The following is a 16,853-nucleotide window of genomic DNA, read 5'->3' on the forward strand; positions in this document are numbered from 1 at the left end:
CGGTCACAGGATTAGCTATGCGCAACAGTGAAAACTACATTATCAACACCGGGTCGGAGCCGTTAGCGACCGACGACGAAACGACCTGGTCATTTCCTGGGGCCATCGTCGGCTTTATTTCGTGGCTGCTGGCGTTGGGCATTCCGTTTCTCATCTACGGCGGCAACACGCTGTTCTTCTTCCTCTACACCTGGCCTTTCTTCCTGGCGCTAATGCCCGTGGCGGTTGTCGTCGGCATTGCCCTGCACTCCCTGTTCAATGGCCGGCTCCTGTACAGTACCGTTATCACTATCGCTACCGTTGTTATCATATTTGGACTGCTGTTTTTGTGGCTGATGGGTTAACTTGCGACATAATTAAAACCCCGGAGTAGAGTCCAGCGGAAAGTTATGGGATGATGAAGCCGTTTTTTCAGGGGGCAGGATGGGTAAACTAACGCTGCTGTTGCTGGCTTTGCTGGTCTGGCTGCAATATTCGCTGTGGTTCGGCAAGAACGGACTGCACGACTATAGCCGGGTGAGCGATGACGTCGCGGCTCAGCAGGCAACAAACGCCAAACTTAAGGCGCGAAACGATCAACTCTTTGCTGAAATTGATGACCTCAATGGCGGGCAAGAGGCGATTGAGGAACGCGCACGCAATGAACTCAGTATGACTAAGCCGGGCGAAACCTTTTATCGTCTGGTTCCGGATGCGTCTAAACGCAATCAGGGCTCAGCACAAAACAATCGATAATCAGGCCCAGGATTACGACATGGCAGTAACTTTTTCGGACGTATGCGCCGTGGTGCCGGCCGCAGGTTTTGGCCGGCGCATGCAGACAGAATGTCCAAAGCAGTACCTCTCAATTGGCGATAAAACGATCCTTGAGCACGCCGTAGCGGCGCTGCTGGCGCATCCGCGCGTGACGCATGTTGTTATCGCCATCAGCCCGGGCGATGCGCGCTTCGCGCAGCTGCCGCTGGCGAACCACCCGCAGATTACCGTCGTTGACGGCGGTGCCGAGCGCGCCGACTCCGTCCTTGCTGGCATTCAGGCCGCCGGAAACGTGCAGTGGGTGCTGGTGCATGACGCCGCGCGCCCGTGCCTGCATCAGGACGACCTTGCGCGCCTGCTTGCGCTGAGTGAGACAAGCAGGGTCGGCGGCCTTCTTGCCGCGCCGGTGCGCGACACCATGAAGCGCGCCGAGCCGGGCAGACAGGCCATTGCCCACACCGTTGAGCGCGTCGACCTCTGGCACGCGCTGACGCCACAGTTTTTCCCCCGCGAACTCCTCCACGACTGCCTGACGCGAGCGCTGAAAGAAGGTGCGACCATCACAGACGAAGCCTCGGCGCTGGAGTATTGCGGCTATCACCCTGAGCTTGTTGAAGGACGCGCTGATAATATAAAAGTGACGCGCCCGGAAGATTTACGGCTCGCGGAATTTTATCTTACCCGTTCGACCCATCAGGAGAAGGCATAATGCGAATTGGACACGGTTTTGATGTACACGCCTTTGGCGGAGAAGGCCCAATTATCATTGGCGGCGTACGCGTTCCTTACGAAAAGGGGCTGCTGGCGCATTCTGATGGCGACGTGGCGCTGCATGCGCTGACCGACGCGCTGCTCGGCGCTGCCGCGCTGGGCGATATCGGCAAGCTGTTCCCGGATACCGATCCGGCCTTTAAGGGGGCTGACAGCCGCGAGCTGCTCCGCGAAGCCTGGCGCCGCATTCAGGCCAAAGGCTACACCCTGGGCAACGTGGATGTAACGATCATCGCGCAGGCACCGAAAATGCTGCCCCACATTCCGCAGATGCGCGTGTTTATCGCTGAAGATCTGGGCTGCCACATGGATGACGTCAACGTCAAAGCCACCACCACCGAGAAGCTGGGCTTCACGGGCCGTGGCGAAGGCATTGCCTGCGAAGCCGTGGCGCTGCTGGTGAAGGCGGCACAATGACGCATTTCGACGATCTGACGTACCTGCACGGTAAACCACACGGGAATGGCCTGCTGAAAGCCAGCCCGGAAGATTTCGTGGTGGTAGAGGATTTAGGCTTTGAGCCGGACGGTGAAGGCGAGCACATTCTGATCCGCATTCTGAAAAACGGCTGCAACACGCGGTTTGTCGCCGACGCGCTGGCAAAATTCCTCAAAATTCACGCCCGCGACGTCAGCTTCGCCGGGCAAAAAGACAAACACGCCGTTACCGAGCAGTGGATTTGCGCCCGCGTGCCGGGCAATGCGATGCCTGATTTAAGCAAATTTGAGCTTGAAGGCTGTAAGGTGCTGGAGTACGCCCGCCACAAGCGCAAGCTGCGCCTTGGCGCGTTGAAGGGTAACGCCTTTACCCTGGTGCTGCGTGAGGTGACCGATCGCGATGACGTGGAAAAGCGTTTAAACGCCATCAGCGAACGGGGCGTACCGAACTACTTCGGCGCACAGCGCTTTGGCATTGGCGGCAGCAACCTGCAGGGTGCGCTGCGCTGGGCGCAAAGCGATGCGCCGGTACGCGACAGGAATAAACGCAGTTTTTGGTTGTCGGCGGCCCGCAGCGCGTTGTTTAATCAGATTGTGAGCGAACGACTGAAAAAAACGGACGCGAATCAAGTTGTTGTCGGCGATGCGCTACAATTAGCGGGACGCGGGAGCTGGTTTGTGGCATCGGCAGAAGAAATGGCCGACGTCCAGTCGCGCGTGGACGCCAAAACCCTGATGATTACCGCCGCGTTGCCCGGTACGGGCGACTGGGGACCGCAGGGTGAGGCGCTGGCCGCCGAGCAGGCCGCCGTGGCGGATGCGCCAGAATTGCAATCATTGCTGGTGCGGGAAAAAGTCGAAGCAGCACGCCGGGCGATGCTGCTCTACCCGCAACAGCTTAGCTGGAACTGGTGGGATGACGTGACCGTCGAGTTACGCTTCTGGCTGCCGGCAGGTAGCTTTGCCACCAGTGTTGTTAGGGAACTTATCAACACGTCGGGTGATTATGCGAATATTGCTGAGTAACGATGACGGGATCCATGCGCCAGGCATTCAGACGCTGGCGAAACACCTTCGCGAATTTGCGGAAGTGCAGGTCGTGGCGCCCGATCGTAACCGCAGTGGAGCGTCTAACTCGTTGACGCTCGAGTCGTCGCTTCGCACCTTTACCTTTGATAACGGTGATATCGCCGTGCAGATGGGCACGCCGACCGACTGCGTGTTCCTCGGCGTGAACGCGCTGATGCGTCCGCGTCCGGATATCGTGGTTTCCGGTATCAATGCCGGACCGAATCTTGGCGATGACGTAATCTACTCCGGCACCGTGGCCGCCGCAATGGAGGGCCGTCATCTTGGCTTCCCGGCGCTGGCGGTATCGCTCAACGGCCACAAGCATTACGATACGGCGGCGGCCGTCACCTGCTCCCTTCTTCGTGCGCTGGGCCGTGAACCGCTGCGAACCGGCCGCATCCTCAACATTAACGTCCCCGATCTGCCGCTTGATGAAATCAAAGGTATTCGGGTAACGCGCTGCGGTAGCCGACACCCTGCCGATCAGGTGATCCCGCAGGAGGACCCGCGCGGTAATACGCTCTACTGGATTGGTCCTCCGGGCGAAAAATGTGATGCCGGGCCGGATACCGACTTTGCTGCCGTGGACGAAGGGTACGTTTCCGTTACGCCTTTACACGTGGATTTAACCGCTTACAGCGCGCATGATGTGGTGTCGGGCTGGCTGGATCGTGTCGGGGTGAACACGCAATGGTAAGCAAACGTGTACAAACTCTTCTGGAACAACTGCGCGCTCAGGGAATCACCAACGAGCCTGTGCTGAATGCACTTGCTCAGGTTCCCCGTGAGAAGTTTGTAGATGAGGCGTTTGAACACAAAGCGTGGGAAAACGTAGCGTTGCCGATTGGACAGGGGCAGACGATTTCGCAGCCCTACATGGTTGCACGCATGACGGAGTTACTGGAGTTAACGCCGGGTTCTCGCGTGCTGGAGATTGGTACCGGATCCGGGTATCAAACCGCGATCCTTGCGCATCTGGTTCAGCATGTCTGTTCGGTTGAGCGCATCAAAGGCTTACAGTGGCAGGCGCGCCGTCGCCTGAAACAACTTGATTTACATAATGTTTCGACACGTCACGGTGATGGATGGCAGGGTTGGCAGGCCCGCGCCCCGTTTGATGCCATTATCGTCACGGCCGCGCCGCCTGAGATACCGGCAGCGCTCTTATCGCAGCTGGATGAAGGCGGCATTCTCGTCCTGCCCGTGGGTGATGAACATCAGCTGTTGAAGCGCGTTCGTCGACGTGGCGGAGAGTTTATTATCGATACCGTAGAAGCCGTGCGCTTTGTGCCTCTGGTTAAGGGAGAGTTGGCCTGAGACTCGGAATTTTCCAGGGTTATTAAGGCAAATTCAGCGTATGGTGTGGCGCGATAGGTTCGTGCCATCACGGTTATTTTTAAGTCACTGGTAGTTAACACATTCCTGGGGGATACATGAGCGCGGGAAGCCCTAAATTCACCATCAGCCGTGTTGCGGCATTATCACTGGTTTCGCTTTGGCTGGCGGGTTGTACGAGTTCTAACAATGCGCCTGCGCCCGTCAGTTCCGTTGGCGGAAACAGCGGCTCGGGCAATACGTCCAGTGGAATGCTGATTACGCCGCCGTCGACAATGGGTTCCACGACGGCGCAGCAAGTTCCGCCGATCCAGCCTGTTCAGCAGCCGATATCGCAGCCAACTCAGATTCAGCCAGTGCAACAACCTGTTCAGACGCAAAATGGCCGCATAGTCTATAACCGTCAGTATGGGAACATTCCGAAAGGAAGCTATACGGGCGGCAGCACCTATACCGTTAAACGCGGTGATACCTTGTTCTATATTGCCTGGATCACCGGGAACGATTTCCGCGATCTGGCTCAGCGCAATAACGTCCAGGCCCCGTATGGACTGGAAGTGGGGCAAACGCTCCAGGTTGGCAATGCGACAGGCGCGCCGCTAACGCCTGGCAACACCGTTTCTGCAGCCGACGTGTCGGCGCAAAATAACAGCGTTATGCCTGCACAAAAATCCAGCACGGTGGTTGCTTCACAACCTGTAATTACGTATTCTGAGGATTCAGGTGATCAGAGTGCTAACAAAATGTTGCCGAATAATAAAGGTACTGCGACGACAGTCACAGCACCGGTTACGGCTCCTGTGGTTAGCTCTACCCAACCGACTGCCAGCAGTACGTCTACCAGTTCGCCTATCTCTGCATGGCGCTGGCCAACTGACGGCAAGGTTATCGAAAACTTCTCTTCCACCGAGGGTGGAAATAAAGGGATCGATATCGCAGGAAGTAAGGGACAGGCTATCATCGCGACCGCAGACGGGCGCGTTGTGTATGCCGGTAACGCGCTGCGCGGTTACGGTAATCTTATTATCATAAAACATAACGATGATTATCTGAGTGCCTACGCCCATAACGACACAATGCTGGTCCGGGAACAACAAGAAGTTAAGGCGGGGCAAAAAATAGCTACTATGGGTAGCACCGGCACCAGTTCTACACGCTTGCATTTTGAAATTCGTTACAAGGGGAAATCCGTAAACCCGCTGCAGTATTTGCCGCAGCGATAATTTGACGGGGCATGCCAGCCAGGGTGTCTCGTCCAGGGATCACGGGTAGGAGCCACCTTTATGAGTCAGAATACGCTGAAAGTTCATGATTTAAATGAAGACGCGGAATTTGATGAGAACGGAGCAGAGGCTTTTGACGAAAAAGCCTTAGTAGAAGAGGAACCCAGTGATAACGATTTGGCTGAAGAAGAGCTGTTATCGCAGGGCGCCACACAGCGTGTACTGGACGCGACTCAGCTTTACCTTGGGGAGATTGGTTACTCCCCACTGCTAACGGCCGAAGAAGAAGTCTATTTCGCACGTCGTGCTTTGCGTGGTGATGTTGCCTCGCGCCGTCGCATGATTGAAAGTAACCTGCGACTGGTCGTGAAAATTGCTCGCCGTTACGGCAATCGTGGTCTGGCTCTGCTGGATCTGATTGAAGAGGGCAACTTAGGTCTCATCCGCGCAGTTGAGAAATTTGACCCGGAACGCGGGTTCCGTTTCTCAACCTACGCGACCTGGTGGATTCGTCAGACCATCGAACGGGCTATTATGAACCAAACCCGTACGATTCGACTGCCGATCCACATCGTCAAAGAGTTGAATGTCTATCTCCGTACCGCGCGCGAGTTGTCCCATAAGCTGGACCACGAGCCAAGTGCAGAAGAGATTGCCGAACAGCTCGACAAACCGGTTGATGACGTGAGCCGTATGCTGCGTCTCAACGAGCGCATTACCTCGGTTGACACCCCGCTGGGTGGCGACTCCGAAAAAGCGCTGCTGGACATCCTGGCCGATGAAAAAGACAACGGCCCGGAAGACACCACGCAGGACGATGACATGAAACAGAGCATCGTCAAATGGCTGTTCGAACTGAACGCCAAACAGCGTGAAGTGCTGGCACGTCGTTTCGGTTTACTGGGGTACGAAGCTGCAACACTGGAAGACGTCGGCCGTGAAATTGGCCTGACTCGTGAACGTGTTCGTCAGATTCAGGTTGAAGGTCTGCGTCGCCTGCGTGAAATCCTGCAGGGGCAAGGTCTGAATATCGAAGCGCTGTTCCGCGAATAAGCAACCTTTCGTCAAAAAAGGCCCGTCGTGAGACGGGCCTTTTTCTTTTGCGCTACGGCTGCGCCGTTTCGTGCAGCAGTCGCCATGCAATCCTGTCGCCTTCGTGGTTGAGCACCGCGGTCGACCAGCGTACGTTTACGGGCTGACCCGGGCGCGTCTGCGTCTCCCTATAGTGAAGCACCGCGCCGCTGTCCCACGTCTGCAGCGTCGTTAACGCATCGATGGTAATGCTGAGGCCGGGTCGACTTCCGCGCTGGGCGTTCAGAAAGCTGGCGAGGGCGTGATGATCTAAATGGGCTCCGCTCGGAGGAACCATCAGAAAGTCCGGCCGGAAACGGGCGAGCAGGGCATCAACATCACCTTCTCCTGCCCCGAACCAGTTCTCAAGCGCGACGTGGATGTCGATGATCTCGTGTTCGTAATGCGTCATGGTTTCTCCTGTTGCAGCTGCGCTAGCACCTGCGTGTTGTTAAGACGGAAAACGTACGGTACGGGCAGTAAGGTTATGGCTGCGGCAAACGCAAACATCCCGTGCCAGGCGGCGAGCGGCGCAAGATAAGCCTGCATGATGTTCAGCACCTGAGCCAGCAGCAGTGCACCCGCAAAAAAGCTCAGCTGACGATTAAGGTTCCACAGCGCGCTGGCATCCGGCATATCCTCGCGGCGCGTCGTCAAAAACGCGCTGCTCTGGGCCGTGCTGCTGCACAGACTTCCTCCTGCGCCCATCAGCGTAAACGCAACGGCAGGCAACAGCGTTGTCGAGCTGACGTTTATCAAAAGCAGAATACCTATCGCCTGCAAAAGGCAGCCAATGACGATCAGAGGCCGGGGACCGATACGGTTGAAATAGCGTCCCGTCGCCGCGATCGCCATAAACGATGCCACAGACCAGGGCAGCATAAGCATTCCCGTTGCGCTGGGCGTCATGCTGGCCTCGCTCTGAAGGTAATACATTCCCGTTACGTTTACGCCAATAAAGATGCCGGGTACGCACACGTAGATGAGCATGGAAAAGCGCATCAGCGGGTCCCTCAGCAAAGAAAGGTTTAAAAGCCTGGTTGTGTTTACGGGTGATGATTCAGCATTAAGCCACGCGCAGGCCAGCGCAAACGTGACGATAGCCACGGGCAGCGTGGCAAAAAATATCCAGCGCCAGCTAAGGGCCTGAACCAGCGCACCGCCCACGGCGGGGGAACAGGCGGGCGCTAACAGGGCAACCAGCATCACTGCGGAAGAGAGTCTGGCGCGTTCGTGGGGCTTGAACTGTTGCCAGGCCAGCGCTTGCCCGACCGGGATCAGCAGCCCGCCCCCGACGCCCTGCAGCACGCGCCAGGCGATCAGGCTTTCAAGAGAAGAAGCCAGGCCGGAAGCCGCTGAGGCCGCGCTGAAGAGAACCAGCGAGAGAAGGATTACGCGCTTCGGGCCGACGCGGCGCGTCAGGATGCTGCTGAAAGGGATGACGAGCGTCAGGCCGGCAATATACCCGTTGCTCACCCAGGCAAGTGCGGAAGGCGTGGCGTTAAACGCGCGAGCCATTGCCGGGAAGGCGACGCTGGCAATAAACATGTTAATCAAATCAAGGAACAGGCCGAGCAGAAAGACTACGGCGATTTTGCTGCGATACGTCATGGTGGCTCCTCCGGTGAGGTGGCGTATCGTATCGGCCCGCACGCTGCGGATAAACGCGACAAAGCGCGATATACTGTCAAAAATATTTTGACAGTAGGCAGGGAAAAACGATGCTTAATCTCCAGCGTACGGCAATGTTTATCGCCGTGGCCGATACCGGCAGCTTCACGGCTGCCGCTGAGGCGATGGGGCTGACAAAAGCCGTGGTGAGTTTCAACATTCGCCAGCTTGAAGATGAGCTGGGAGTTACGCTGCTGCTTCGTTCCACGCGACGCCTGACGTTGACCGAGGCGGGGAAGCTATTTCATCAACGAAGCGTCATGCTTTTAAGAGATGCGGAACGCCTTCAGGATGACGTACGCGCGAACCATGCCGGGCTAACGGGGGATTTACGGATCACCACCACGCCCGAATATGGCTCGCAGGTCGTGGTCCCTTTACTGGCTGAATTCAGCCAGAAGCACCCGGATCTTCGCGTGCGTCACGTCTCTTCCTCATTGCATGCTGACCTTATCTCGGAGCGCTTCGACGTCGCTATCCGGCTGGGCACGCTTGCAGATTCGCGCTACCACGCCGCACTGATGACGTCCTTCACCATTCTGCCCGTGGCGACGCCCGGCTGGCTGGTTAAGCATCCGATGGAATCGCTGGAGCAGCTGGCGGAGGCGGACTGGATCATTCACGAGCGCCTCGCGTCTCCGCTGCGCTGGCAGGTGAAAGACGCCGACGGACAGACGGTATTTCTTGAGATCAAGAAAGCCCCGCGCCTGTATGCAGACAGCGCGCAGGCGCTGATGGCGTTCGCGCTGGCCGGGTGCGGCGTGGCGCTGCTGCCGGAGTGGCTGGTGCGCGACGCCCTGGATGCGGGGGCGCTGGTATCGCTTTTGCCGGAGTACGCGTTTGCTCAGCAGGGCATCTATGCCGTATATCCGGATGCACAGCATGTGCCCGCGAAAGTGCGAACGTTTATCGATTTTATGCGCGCGAGGGTTAACTAATCGTGCATCATCTTTTTGATGAGCGCTGAAAATTGCTCGCGCTCAGCCCCGTTGAGGCGCCCTAAAAATGCCTCATCTACCTCATTTCCTACCGGTTTACAGCTCTCAAGCAGGGCCTCACCTTCAGCCGTCAGAAAGACAAACCGACGGCGCTTGTCCGCAGGATCGTGCTCGCGCTTGACCAGGCCGCGTGATTCCATGCGGCTCAGCATTTCGGCCAGCGTCGCCTTGGTGCTCACGGCAACTTCCGTCAGTGCGACCTGCTCAATGCCTGGATTTTCAGCAATCGACCGCAGTACAGCGTATTGCGGCTTGGTCAGTTCCGGCAGGGCATGTTGCCACTGAGCGGTATGCTGTTGAAAAAGCTGCCGCAGCAGGTGGAACGCTTCTTGTCTTAACTCCATGAACACTCCGACGGAAAAATACTCCCTCTATGATAGCCGCTATCGGCTCTGATTTTAACGCGCCTGTTTTTAGCAATTAGTGTGATCGTATGCGAACGATCTTGTCAGCAACGGCATCCGGGAGTAATTTAAACAACATGTTCGTACACGAACGAATTAATTGAGGTACTGAATGAGATTGATAGTCGGAATGACGGGAGCAACAGGCGCGCCGCTGGGCGTGGCCCTTTTGGAGGCGCTGCGCGATATGCCGGAGGTAGAGACCCATCTGGTGATGTCGAAATGGGCGAAAACAACCATTGAGCTGGAAACGCCTTATACCGCGCAGGACGTTGCGGCACTGGCGGATGTAGTCCATAGCCCGGCTGACCAGGCCGCTACCATTTCCTCCGGCTCGTTTCGTACCGACGGCATGATCGTCATTCCGTGCAGCATGAAAACGCTAGCGGGTATCCGCGCAGGCTATGCCGAAGGGCTGGTAGGGCGTGCGGCAGACGTCGTCCTCAAAGAAGGGCGTAAGCTGGTGCTGGTGCCGCGAGAAACTCCGCTGAGCACCATCCATCTGGAGAACATGCTGGCGCTTTCCCGCATGGGCGTGGCGATGGTGCCGCCTATGCCTGCTTATTACAACCACCCGCAAACCGCCGATGACATTACTCAGCACATCGTTACCCGCGTGCTCGACCAGTTTGGTCTCGAGCATAAAAAGGCGCGCCGCTGGAACGGTTTGCGGGAGGCGAAACATTTTTCACAGGAGAATAAAGATGGCATTTGATGATTTGAGAAGCTTCCTGCAGGCGCTCGATGAGCAAGGGCAGCTGCTGAAAATTGAGGAAGAGGTAAACGCCGAGCCCGATCTGGCGGCGGCCGCCAACGCCACCGGCCGCATTGGCGACGGCGCGCCCGCGCTGTGGTTCGATAATATTCGCGGCTTCACCGATGCCCGCGTGGTTATGAACACCATCGGCTCCTGGCAGAACCACGCCATTTCGATGGGGCTGCCTGCGAACACCCCGGTAAAAAAACAGATCGACGAGTTTATTCGCCGCTGGGACAAATTCCCGATCGCGCCCGAGCGCCGCGCCAATCCTGCATGGGCGCAGAACACGGTGGATGGGGACGATATCAACCTGTTTGACATTCTGCCCCTGTTCCGCCTGAACGACGGCGACGGTGGTTTTTATCTTGATAAAGCGTGCGTCGTGTCGCGCGATCCGCTCGACCCCGATCACTTCGGCAAGCAGAACGTCGGTATCTACCGCATGGAAGTGAAGGGCAAGCGCAAGCTCGGCCTGCAGCCGGTTCCGATGCACGATATCGCTCTGCATCTGCACAAAGCGGAAGAGCGCGGTGAAGACCTGCCGATTGCGATTACGCTAGGCAACGACCCGATCATCACCCTGATGGGGGCCACGCCGCTGAAATACGATCAGTCCGAGTATGAAATGGCCGGTGCGCTGCGTGAAAGCCCGTACCCGATTGCCACCGCGCCGCTGACCGGCTTCGACGTGCCGTGGGGTTCTGAAGTGATCCTCGAGGGCGTTATTGAAGGCCGCAAGCGTGAAATTGAAGGGCCGTTTGGTGAATTTACCGGACACTATTCCGGTGGCCGAAATATGACGGTTGTACGAATCGATAAAGTCTCCTATCGCACCAAGCCGATCTTTGAGTCGCTCTATCTGGGCATGCCGTGGACCGAGATTGACTATCTGATGGGCCCGGCTACCTGCGTGCCGCTCTACCAGCAGCTGAAAGCGGAATTCCCGGAAGTGCAGGCGGTGAACGCGATGTACACCCACGGCCTGCTGGCGATTATCTCCACCAAAAAACGCTACGGCGGCTTTGCCCGCGCGGTCGGTTTACGTGCCATGACCACGCCGCACGGTCTGGGCTACGTGAAGATGGTAATCATGGTGGATGAGGATGTCGATCCGTTCAACCTGCCGCAGGTAATGTGGGCGCTGTCATCGAAGGTAAACCCTGCGGGGGATCTGGTGCAGCTGCCGAACATGTCGGTACTGGAACTTGACCCCGGCTCTAGCCCGGCGGGCATAACCGACAAGCTGATTATTGATGCCACCACGCCGGTTGCGCCGGACAACCGTGGCCACTACAGCCAGCCGGTACAGGATCTGCCTGAAACCAAAGCCTGGGCTGAAAAACTGACCGCGATGCTGGCGGCACGCCAATAAGGAGGAAAAAATGATTTGTCCACGCTGTGCCGATGAGCACATTGAAGTGATGGCGACATCACCGGTGAAAGGTATCTGGACCGTTTACCAGTGCCAGCATTGTCTGTATACCTGGCGCGATACCGAACCGCTGCGCCGCACCAGCCGCGAGCACTACCCGGAAGCGTTCCGCATGACGCAGAAGGATATTGACGAGGCGCCGCAGGTGCCGACGATCCCGCCGCTGTTGTAAAAAAAAGCCCGGTGGCGCTGCGCTTACCGGGCCTACGGGTTTTGTAGGTCGGGTAAGGCGAAGCCGCCACCCGACAAAACAGACCGCAGAAAACTAAACCAGACTCTTCAACCGATAAATCCACTCCAGCGCCTGACGCGGCGTCAGTGAATCCGGGTCGAGATTCTCCAGTGCTTCCACCGCTGGCGACGTCTCTTCCGCCGGTGCCAGCAACGACATCTGCGTACCGTCAATCTGCGTGGCTGCCGCGTTCGGCGACAGGCTTTCCAGCTCCCGCAGTTTTTGACGCGCGCGTTTAATCACCTCTTTTGGCACGCCTGCCAGCGCCGCTACGGCCAGGCCATAACTCTTGCTTGCCGCGCCATCCTGCACCGTGTGCATAAAGGCGATGGTATCCCCATGCTCCAGCGCGTCGAGATGAACGTTGGCAACGCCCTCCATTTTCTCCGGCAGCTGCGTCAGCTCGAAGTAATGGGTGGCGAACAGCGTCATTGCTTTGATTTTATTTGCCAGGCTCTCAGCACAGGCCCATGCCAGGGACAAGCCATCATAGGTTGACGTTCCGCGGCCTACCTCATCCATCAGCACCAGGCTGTGTTCGGTGGCGTTATGCAGGATGTTCGCGGTTTCGGTCATCTCAACCATAAAGGTTGAACGGCCGCTTGCCAGATCGTCCGCCGCCCCTACGCGGGTGAAGATACGGTCGATTGGGCCGATCTCCACTTTTTGCGCAGGAACGTAGCTACCGATATAGGCGAGAAGGGCGATCAGCGCGGTCTGGCGCATATAGGTACTTTTACCGCCCATGTTAGGCCCGGTAATGATCAGCATTCTTCTCTGCGGTGACAGGCTCAGCGGGTTAGCAATGAACGGCTCGTTCAGCACTCGCTCAACCACCGGATGGCGACCTTCGGTAATGCGAATGCCGGGCTTATCGGTAAAGGTCGGGCAGGTATAGTTCAGCGTTTCTGCACGCTCGGCCAGATTCACCAGTACGTCCAGCTCCGCCAGCGCGCCCGCGCTGAGCTGCAGGTCGGCCAGGTGCGGCATCAGCATGTCGAACAGTTCGTCATACAGCTGTTTTTCGAGCGCCAGCGCTTTGCCTTTCGAGGTAAGGACTTTGTCCTCATACTCTTTAAGCTCAGGAATAATATAGCGCTCGGCATTCTTCAACGTCTGGCGACGCACGTAGTGAATCGGTGCCAGGTGACTCTGCCCACGGCTGATCTGAATGTAATAGCCGTGTACCGCGTTATAGCCCACTTTCAGGGTGTCGAGGCCCAGCCGCTCGCGTTCGCGAATTTCCAGCTTATCGAGATAGTCCGTTGCGCCATCTGCCAGCGCGCGCCATTCATCCAGCTCTTCGTTATAGCCGGGGGCAATGACGCCGCCGTCACGCACAAGCACCGGTGGCGCATCGATGATGGCCCGCTCCAGGAGTTCGCGAAGCTCGGTAAATTCGCCCATGGTTTCGCGGAGTTTCTGAACCGGCTCGCTGTTAACGTCACTCAGCTGTGCACGCAGTTCCGGCAACTGCTGGAAAGCATGACGCATGCGTGCGAGATCGCGCGGGCGAGCCGTACGCAGCGCCAGACGCGCCAGAATACGCTCCAGATCGCCAACCTGGCGCAACACCGGCTGCAGATCGGTATAACGATCCTGCAGGGCGGCAATGGTCTGCTGGCGGCCAATCAGCGTGTCGGTATCGCGAACCGGCATATGCAGCCAGCGCTTCAACATGCGGCTGCCCATCGGCGTGACGGTGCTGTCGAGCACCGAAGCCAGGGTATTTTCGACGCCACCGGCCAGATTCTGGGTGATCTCCAGATTACGGCGCGTGGCGGCATCCATGATGATGCTGTCCTGCTGGCGCTCCATGGTAATAGAGCGGATATGCGGCAGGGCGGTACGCTGGGTATCTTTCACATACTGCAGCAGGCAGCCGGCTGCACACAGCCCGCGCGGCGCATTCTCTACGCCAAAGCCAATCAGATCGCGGGTGCCAAACTGCAGATTAAGCTGCTGACGCGCCGTATCAATCTCGAATTCCCACAGCGGGCGACGACGCAGGCCGCGACGCCCTTCAATCAGCGCCATTTCGGCGAAGTCTTCGGCGTAGAGCAGCTCAGCCGGATTGGTACGCTGCAGCTCGGAGGCCATGGTTTCGCGATCGGCAGGTTCACTCAGGCGAAAACGCCCGGAGCTGATATCCAGCGTGGCGTAGCCAAACCCTTTACCGTCCTGCCACAGCGCCGCCAGCAGGTTATCCTGACGCTCCTGTAGCAGCGCTTCGTCGCTGATGGTGCCGGGCGTAACGATGCGCACGACCTTGCGCTCAACCGGACCTTTCGAGGTAGCCGGATCGCCAATCTGTTCGCAAATGGCGACGGATTCACCCTGATTCACCAGTTTGGCCAGGTAGTTCTCAACCGCGTGATGCGGAATACCCGCCATCGGGATAGGCTCACCCGCAGAGGCACCGCGTTTGGTCAGTGAGATGTCGAGCAGCTGCGACGCACGTTTAGCATCGTCGTAAAATAGCTCGTAAAAATCGCCCATACGATAAAACAGCAAGATTTCCGGATGCTGTGCCTTCAGCTTCAGATACTGCTGCATCATAGGCGTGTGTGCGTCGAAATTGTCGATTGTGCTCATGGAGTGATGATGTCCATTTCCTTGAAAATATTGCGCTTTGAGCGGCTCAAAGGCCGTTAGTTCCCTCTATTGTCGCATGAAAAAAAGATGCGGCGCAGTAAAATGTCGCGACTTTACGAGGCTCCTTCCGACATTAATTCGATAATGATTTTTCCACGCTCAACGCCGACCCGAACCTGCGAGTTTGTGGTAAATCCGGCCTGTTCTAACCAGTCTCCCTTTAAGCTCAGGGCGGCATGCACGCTGTAGCGTGTGGGAATTTTAGTCTTGCGGTCTTCATGCCGTTTTCTGAAATATCCCACTTTAAGGTGGCGATACGGTTTGGTGATAGCGATCTCTTGCATAGCGGCTCCTGCGGTGTTGACGGTGACTGTTATTAAAGCCTGTATAAAATACCAGTAAAAATGAGGCGGTGCGGGCTTAAGAGTGGAAGGCGGATTCAGAAAACGAAATGCAACAACTGAAATCGACACCGTAAAGGGGTATTATAAATGCACTTTATTACTCGGTACCCCGTCATGACTGGTAAACGCATCTCACGAGAAAAAGAGACGATCGCCAAAATGATCGCCCTGTATGAAAAACAGTGCCCGCAGGCCTCAAAAGAAGAAGGGCATTATCAGGCCTTGAATGCCTATGCCGATAAACGCCTGGATAAATGCGTCTTTGGTGAGGAAAAGCCCGCCTGCAAGCAGTGTCCGGTGCACTGCTACCAGCCGATGAAGCGTGAAGAGATGAAGCAGGTTATGCGCTGGGCAGGGCCGCGTATGCTGTGGCGTCATCCGATCCTGACTATCCGCCATCTCATCGACGATCGCCGCCCGGTGCCGGAATTACCGGAAAAGTATCGCCCGAAAAAGTAGCCGTTTCAGCGTCTCAATGGACGACAAATGATGTTCAGCGCCACCGCGCTGCACAGCGGGAACAGCGCCAGCAGCAGCCAGGGATAAACCGCCTGCGCTGAGGGCACCAGCGCCCGATCCAGCAGGCTGCCAAACAGCAAATTTCCCGCCAGCACCGCGATGCCGCCTGCAGTAGAGAGGGCGCCATAGTGCGCACCCAGCGTTGATTCCTCGGCGAAATGCGGGATCAAATCTTTTGCCGACGGCACCAGCAGCATTTGCCCCAGCGTCAACAGGGTGACGAAAATTGCAGAGGGCAGCAGCCGCAGCCAGCCTTCCGACGGCTCTGTCGAGGCAAACAGGGCCACGCTCGCAAAGGAGGCGGAGAGCAGCAAAAAGCCCACCGGTAAAATTTTGACCGCGCCGACTCGTCTGGCGACACGCGCCAGCGGCAGCTGAAACGCGATAATCAGCACCGAGGCCAGCATAAAAAGCGGCCCCAGATCTTTCTCGGTGCCGCCGGAGCGCTGGATCTCCACCGGCAGCGCCAGGTACAGCTGGTTATAGCTCAACAGCCATGAGCTGTAGGCGATGATAAAGGCCACAAAACGCGGCTGGCGGAACGTCGTCCACCAGGGAAGAATGTTGAGCGCCCGCTGGCTCTGATGCGCAGCAGGCAGGCAGAAAAACAGGACCGCCAGCGCCGCGATAAATATCCCCGCGCCCGCCAGCGCGACCTGGCGAAAGCCCAGCCCCGTCAGCAGCGCGCCCGCCACGGGGCCCAGCACCGCGCCGAGTTCGCCGCACACGGCAAAGAGCGCAAACCACTCCGCCCGGCTGCGCTTTCCTTTCGCCTCGCTTTGCGTGCCTGCTTTTGCCAGCAGCGCCTCAATGGAGGGCGAGAAGAGCGCGCCGCCGATGCCGGTCAGACACGCCCCGAGAATAATGGGCCACAGCGATTGCCCGAAGGCCAGCAGCAGATAGCCCGCAACGCGGATAACGCAGCCGCTCAGGATAACGACCTTCGCGCCGTATTTGTCCGAAAGCGCGCCGCCGACGATAAACATGCCCTGCTGCGAAAACGTGCGCAGCCCGAGCACCAGCCCGATAAGCCCGCCGGAGAGCAGCATGTCGTCGCGTAAAAATATCGCCAGGAAAGGCACGACGGCGTAAAAGCCGATGTTAAACACAAACTGGCTGCCCAGTAATACGGGCGGCCAGAGGGTCGTGGCGGGGCGCATGGGCATACCGTCTA

General features: G+C 57.5%; 20 protein-coding genes. 14 read left to right on the forward strand and 6 right to left on the reverse strand.

Features of this window, described 5'->3' with window-relative positions; all coding sequences use genetic code 11:
* The first annotated feature begins 17 nt into the window (after positions 1–17).
* The 9 genes from E0L20_RS09355 to rpoS all read left to right on the forward strand — a co-directional run bounded on the left by E0L20_RS09355 (position 18) and on the right by rpoS (position 6,646).
* Positions 18–344 carry a DUF3561 family protein gene (locus tag E0L20_RS09355; RefSeq protein WP_131633716.1) on the forward strand — a complete coding sequence of 109 codons (327 nt, stop codon included), beginning with the start codon at positions 18–20 and terminating at the stop codon, positions 342–344.
* A gap of 79 nt (positions 345–423) precedes the next feature.
* Positions 424–735 carry a cell division protein FtsB gene (gene ftsB / locus E0L20_RS09360; protein ID WP_003862095.1) on the forward strand — a complete coding sequence of 104 codons (312 nt, stop codon included), beginning with the start codon at positions 424–426 and terminating at the stop codon, positions 733–735.
* Between the two features lie 19 nt (positions 736–754).
* Positions 755–1,465, forward strand: a complete 711-nt coding sequence (ispD, locus tag E0L20_RS09365) for a 2-C-methyl-D-erythritol 4-phosphate cytidylyltransferase (protein ID WP_131633717.1) — start codon at positions 755–757, stop codon at positions 1,463–1,465.
* Positions 1,465–1,944 (forward strand): 2-C-methyl-D-erythritol 2,4-cyclodiphosphate synthase, encoded by a 480-nt coding sequence (gene ispF / locus E0L20_RS09370; RefSeq protein WP_131633718.1) that lies wholly within the window; start codon positions 1,465–1,467, stop codon positions 1,942–1,944. Before ispD ends, ispF begins: the two co-directional genes overlap by 1 nt.
* Positions 1,941–2,990 carry a tRNA pseudouridine(13) synthase TruD gene (truD, locus tag E0L20_RS09375; protein ID WP_131633719.1) on the forward strand — a complete coding sequence of 350 codons (1,050 nt, stop codon included), beginning with the start codon at positions 1,941–1,943 and terminating at the stop codon, positions 2,988–2,990. Before ispF ends, truD begins: the two co-directional genes overlap by 4 nt.
* Positions 2,971–3,732, forward strand: coding sequence for a 5'/3'-nucleotidase SurE (gene surE / locus E0L20_RS09380; protein WP_131633720.1), 762 nt, complete (start codon positions 2,971–2,973; stop codon positions 3,730–3,732). The genes truD and surE overlap by 20 nt, the downstream gene beginning before the upstream one ends.
* Positions 3,726–4,352, forward strand: a complete 627-nt coding sequence (locus E0L20_RS09385) for a protein-L-isoaspartate(D-aspartate) O-methyltransferase (protein ID WP_131633721.1) — start codon at positions 3,726–3,728, stop codon at positions 4,350–4,352. Before surE ends, E0L20_RS09385 begins: the two co-directional genes overlap by 7 nt.
* Positions 4,353–4,468: 116 nt before the next feature.
* Positions 4,469–5,593: a murein hydrolase activator NlpD gene (gene nlpD, locus E0L20_RS09390; RefSeq protein ID WP_131633722.1), complete on the forward strand. Its 1,125-nt coding sequence runs from the start codon at positions 4,469–4,471 to the stop codon at positions 5,591–5,593.
* Between the two features lie 60 nt (positions 5,594–5,653).
* On the forward strand, positions 5,654–6,646 hold the full coding sequence (gene rpoS / locus E0L20_RS09395; protein ID WP_013098493.1) for an RNA polymerase sigma factor RpoS: 993 nt from the start codon (positions 5,654–5,656) through the stop codon (positions 6,644–6,646).
* Positions 6,647–6,698: 52 nt separating this feature from the next.
* Here the strand turns inward: rpoS and E0L20_RS09400 are convergent, their stop codons facing one another.
* Both E0L20_RS09400 and E0L20_RS09405 read right to left on the reverse strand, forming a co-directional pair.
* Entirely contained in the window at positions 6,699–7,076 is a 378-nt protein-coding gene (locus E0L20_RS09400; protein ID WP_131633723.1) for a DUF4440 domain-containing protein, read from the reverse strand.
* The gene (locus tag E0L20_RS09405; RefSeq protein WP_131633724.1) at positions 7,073–8,275 is read right to left on the reverse strand and encodes an MFS transporter; all 1,203 of its coding nucleotides are present in this window, start codon (positions 8,273–8,275) and stop codon (positions 7,073–7,075) included. Before E0L20_RS09405 ends, E0L20_RS09400 begins: the two co-directional genes overlap by 4 nt.
* Before the next feature lie 110 nt (positions 8,276–8,385).
* On the opposite strand from E0L20_RS09405, the gene E0L20_RS09410 reads away from it, so the two are divergent.
* Complete coding sequence (locus E0L20_RS09410) at positions 8,386–9,273, forward strand: LysR family transcriptional regulator (protein ID WP_131633725.1); 888 nt, start codon at positions 8,386–8,388, stop codon at positions 9,271–9,273.
* Here the strand turns inward: E0L20_RS09410 and E0L20_RS09415 are convergent.
* Entirely contained in the window at positions 9,270–9,677 is a 408-nt protein-coding gene (locus E0L20_RS09415) for a MarR family winged helix-turn-helix transcriptional regulator (protein ID WP_131633726.1), read from the reverse strand. The two genes, E0L20_RS09410 and E0L20_RS09415, sit on opposite strands and share 4 nt — an antisense overlap.
* Before the next feature lie 172 nt (positions 9,678–9,849).
* Between E0L20_RS09415 and E0L20_RS09420 the strand changes: the two genes are divergently transcribed.
* The 3 genes from E0L20_RS09420 to E0L20_RS09430 are packed head-to-tail and all read left to right on the forward strand — an operon-like array spanning position 9,850 to position 12,101.
* The gene (locus E0L20_RS09420) at positions 9,850–10,452 is read left to right on the forward strand and encodes a non-oxidative hydroxyarylic acid decarboxylases subunit B (protein WP_131633727.1); all 603 of its coding nucleotides are present in this window, start codon (positions 9,850–9,852) and stop codon (positions 10,450–10,452) included.
* On the forward strand, positions 10,442–11,869 hold the full coding sequence (locus tag E0L20_RS09425; protein WP_131633728.1) for a non-oxidative hydroxyarylic acid decarboxylases subunit C: 1,428 nt from the start codon (positions 10,442–10,444) through the stop codon (positions 11,867–11,869). The genes E0L20_RS09420 and E0L20_RS09425 overlap by 11 nt, the downstream gene beginning before the upstream one ends.
* A 10-nt stretch (positions 11,870–11,879) precedes the next feature.
* Complete coding sequence (locus E0L20_RS09430) at positions 11,880–12,101, forward strand: non-oxidative hydroxyarylic acid decarboxylases subunit D (protein ID WP_059311755.1); 222 nt, start codon at positions 11,880–11,882, stop codon at positions 12,099–12,101.
* A 93-nt stretch (positions 12,102–12,194) separates the two neighbouring features.
* Here the strand turns inward: E0L20_RS09430 and mutS are convergent, their stop codons facing one another.
* Both mutS and E0L20_RS09440 read right to left on the reverse strand, forming a co-directional pair.
* Complete coding sequence (mutS, locus tag E0L20_RS09435) at positions 12,195–14,756, reverse strand: DNA mismatch repair protein MutS (RefSeq protein ID WP_131633729.1); 2,562 nt, start codon at positions 14,754–14,756, stop codon at positions 12,195–12,197.
* Positions 14,757–14,869: 113 nt separating this feature from the next.
* Entirely contained in the window at positions 14,870–15,100 is a 231-nt protein-coding gene (locus tag E0L20_RS09440; protein WP_131633730.1) for a SymE family type I addiction module toxin, read from the reverse strand.
* 174 nt (positions 15,101–15,274) lie between these two features.
* Here E0L20_RS09440 and E0L20_RS09445 point away from each other — a divergent pair, with 174 nt between their 5' ends.
* On the forward strand, positions 15,275–15,619 hold the full coding sequence (locus E0L20_RS09445) for a nitrous oxide-stimulated promoter family protein (RefSeq protein ID WP_207389441.1): 345 nt from the start codon (positions 15,275–15,277) through the stop codon (positions 15,617–15,619).
* Between the two features lie 5 nt (positions 15,620–15,624).
* On the opposite strand, the gene E0L20_RS09450 is transcribed toward E0L20_RS09445, so the two are convergent.
* Positions 15,625–16,845 carry an MDR family MFS transporter gene (locus tag E0L20_RS09450; protein WP_131633732.1) on the reverse strand — a complete coding sequence of 407 codons (1,221 nt, stop codon included), beginning with the start codon at positions 16,843–16,845 and terminating at the stop codon, positions 15,625–15,627.
* Between the last annotated feature and the right edge of the window lie 8 nt (positions 16,846–16,853).

It is taken from the genome of Enterobacter wuhouensis, from assembly GCF_004331265.1.
Lineage (GTDB): Bacteria > Pseudomonadota > Gammaproteobacteria > Enterobacterales > Enterobacteriaceae > Enterobacter > Enterobacter wuhouensis.

Excerpts from the sequence above, each read along its gene's own strand:
- rpoS (WP_013098493.1), top strand. The coding sequence starts at position 5,654 with ATGAGTCAGAATACGCTGAAAGTTCATGATTTAAATGAAGACGCGGAA.
- E0L20_RS09400 (WP_131633723.1), bottom strand. The coding sequence starts at position 7,076 with ATGACGCATTACGAACACGAGATCATCGACATCCACGTCGCGCTTGAG.
- surE (WP_131633720.1), top strand. The coding sequence starts at position 2,971 with ATGCGAATATTGCTGAGTAACGATGACGGGATCCATGCGCCAGGCATT.
- E0L20_RS09405 (WP_131633724.1), bottom strand. The coding sequence starts at position 8,275 with ATGACGTATCGCAGCAAAATCGCCGTAGTCTTTCTGCTCGGCCTGTTC.
- truD (WP_131633719.1), top strand. The coding sequence starts at position 1,941 with ATGACGCATTTCGACGATCTGACGTACCTGCACGGTAAACCACACGGG.
- ispD (WP_131633717.1), top strand. The coding sequence starts at position 755 with ATGGCAGTAACTTTTTCGGACGTATGCGCCGTGGTGCCGGCCGCAGGT.
- E0L20_RS09410 (WP_131633725.1), top strand. The coding sequence starts at position 8,386 with ATGCTTAATCTCCAGCGTACGGCAATGTTTATCGCCGTGGCCGATACC.
- E0L20_RS09425 (WP_131633728.1), top strand. The coding sequence starts at position 10,442 with ATGGCATTTGATGATTTGAGAAGCTTCCTGCAGGCGCTCGATGAGCAA.
- ispF (WP_131633718.1), top strand. The coding sequence starts at position 1,465 with ATGCGAATTGGACACGGTTTTGATGTACACGCCTTTGGCGGAGAAGGC.
- E0L20_RS09415 (WP_131633726.1), bottom strand. The coding sequence starts at position 9,677 with ATGGAGTTAAGACAAGAAGCGTTCCACCTGCTGCGGCAGCTTTTTCAA.
- E0L20_RS09450 (WP_131633732.1), bottom strand. The coding sequence starts at position 16,845 with ATGCCCATGCGCCCCGCCACGACCCTCTGGCCGCCCGTATTACTGGGC.
- E0L20_RS09420 (WP_131633727.1), top strand. The coding sequence starts at position 9,850 with ATGAGATTGATAGTCGGAATGACGGGAGCAACAGGCGCGCCGCTGGGC.
- mutS (WP_131633729.1), bottom strand. The coding sequence starts at position 14,756 with ATGAGCACAATCGACAATTTCGACGCACACACGCCTATGATGCAGCAG.
- nlpD (WP_131633722.1), top strand. The coding sequence starts at position 4,469 with ATGAGCGCGGGAAGCCCTAAATTCACCATCAGCCGTGTTGCGGCATTA.
- E0L20_RS09355 (WP_131633716.1), top strand. The coding sequence starts at position 18 with ATGCGCAACAGTGAAAACTACATTATCAACACCGGGTCGGAGCCGTTA.
- E0L20_RS09430 (WP_059311755.1), top strand. The coding sequence starts at position 11,880 with ATGATTTGTCCACGCTGTGCCGATGAGCACATTGAAGTGATGGCGACA.
- ftsB (WP_003862095.1), top strand. The coding sequence starts at position 424 with ATGGGTAAACTAACGCTGCTGTTGCTGGCTTTGCTGGTCTGGCTGCAA.
- E0L20_RS09440 (WP_131633730.1), bottom strand. The coding sequence starts at position 15,100 with ATGCAAGAGATCGCTATCACCAAACCGTATCGCCACCTTAAAGTGGGA.
- E0L20_RS09445 (WP_207389441.1), top strand. The coding sequence starts at position 15,275 with ATGACTGGTAAACGCATCTCACGAGAAAAAGAGACGATCGCCAAAATG.
- E0L20_RS09385 (WP_131633721.1), top strand. The coding sequence starts at position 3,726 with ATGGTAAGCAAACGTGTACAAACTCTTCTGGAACAACTGCGCGCTCAG.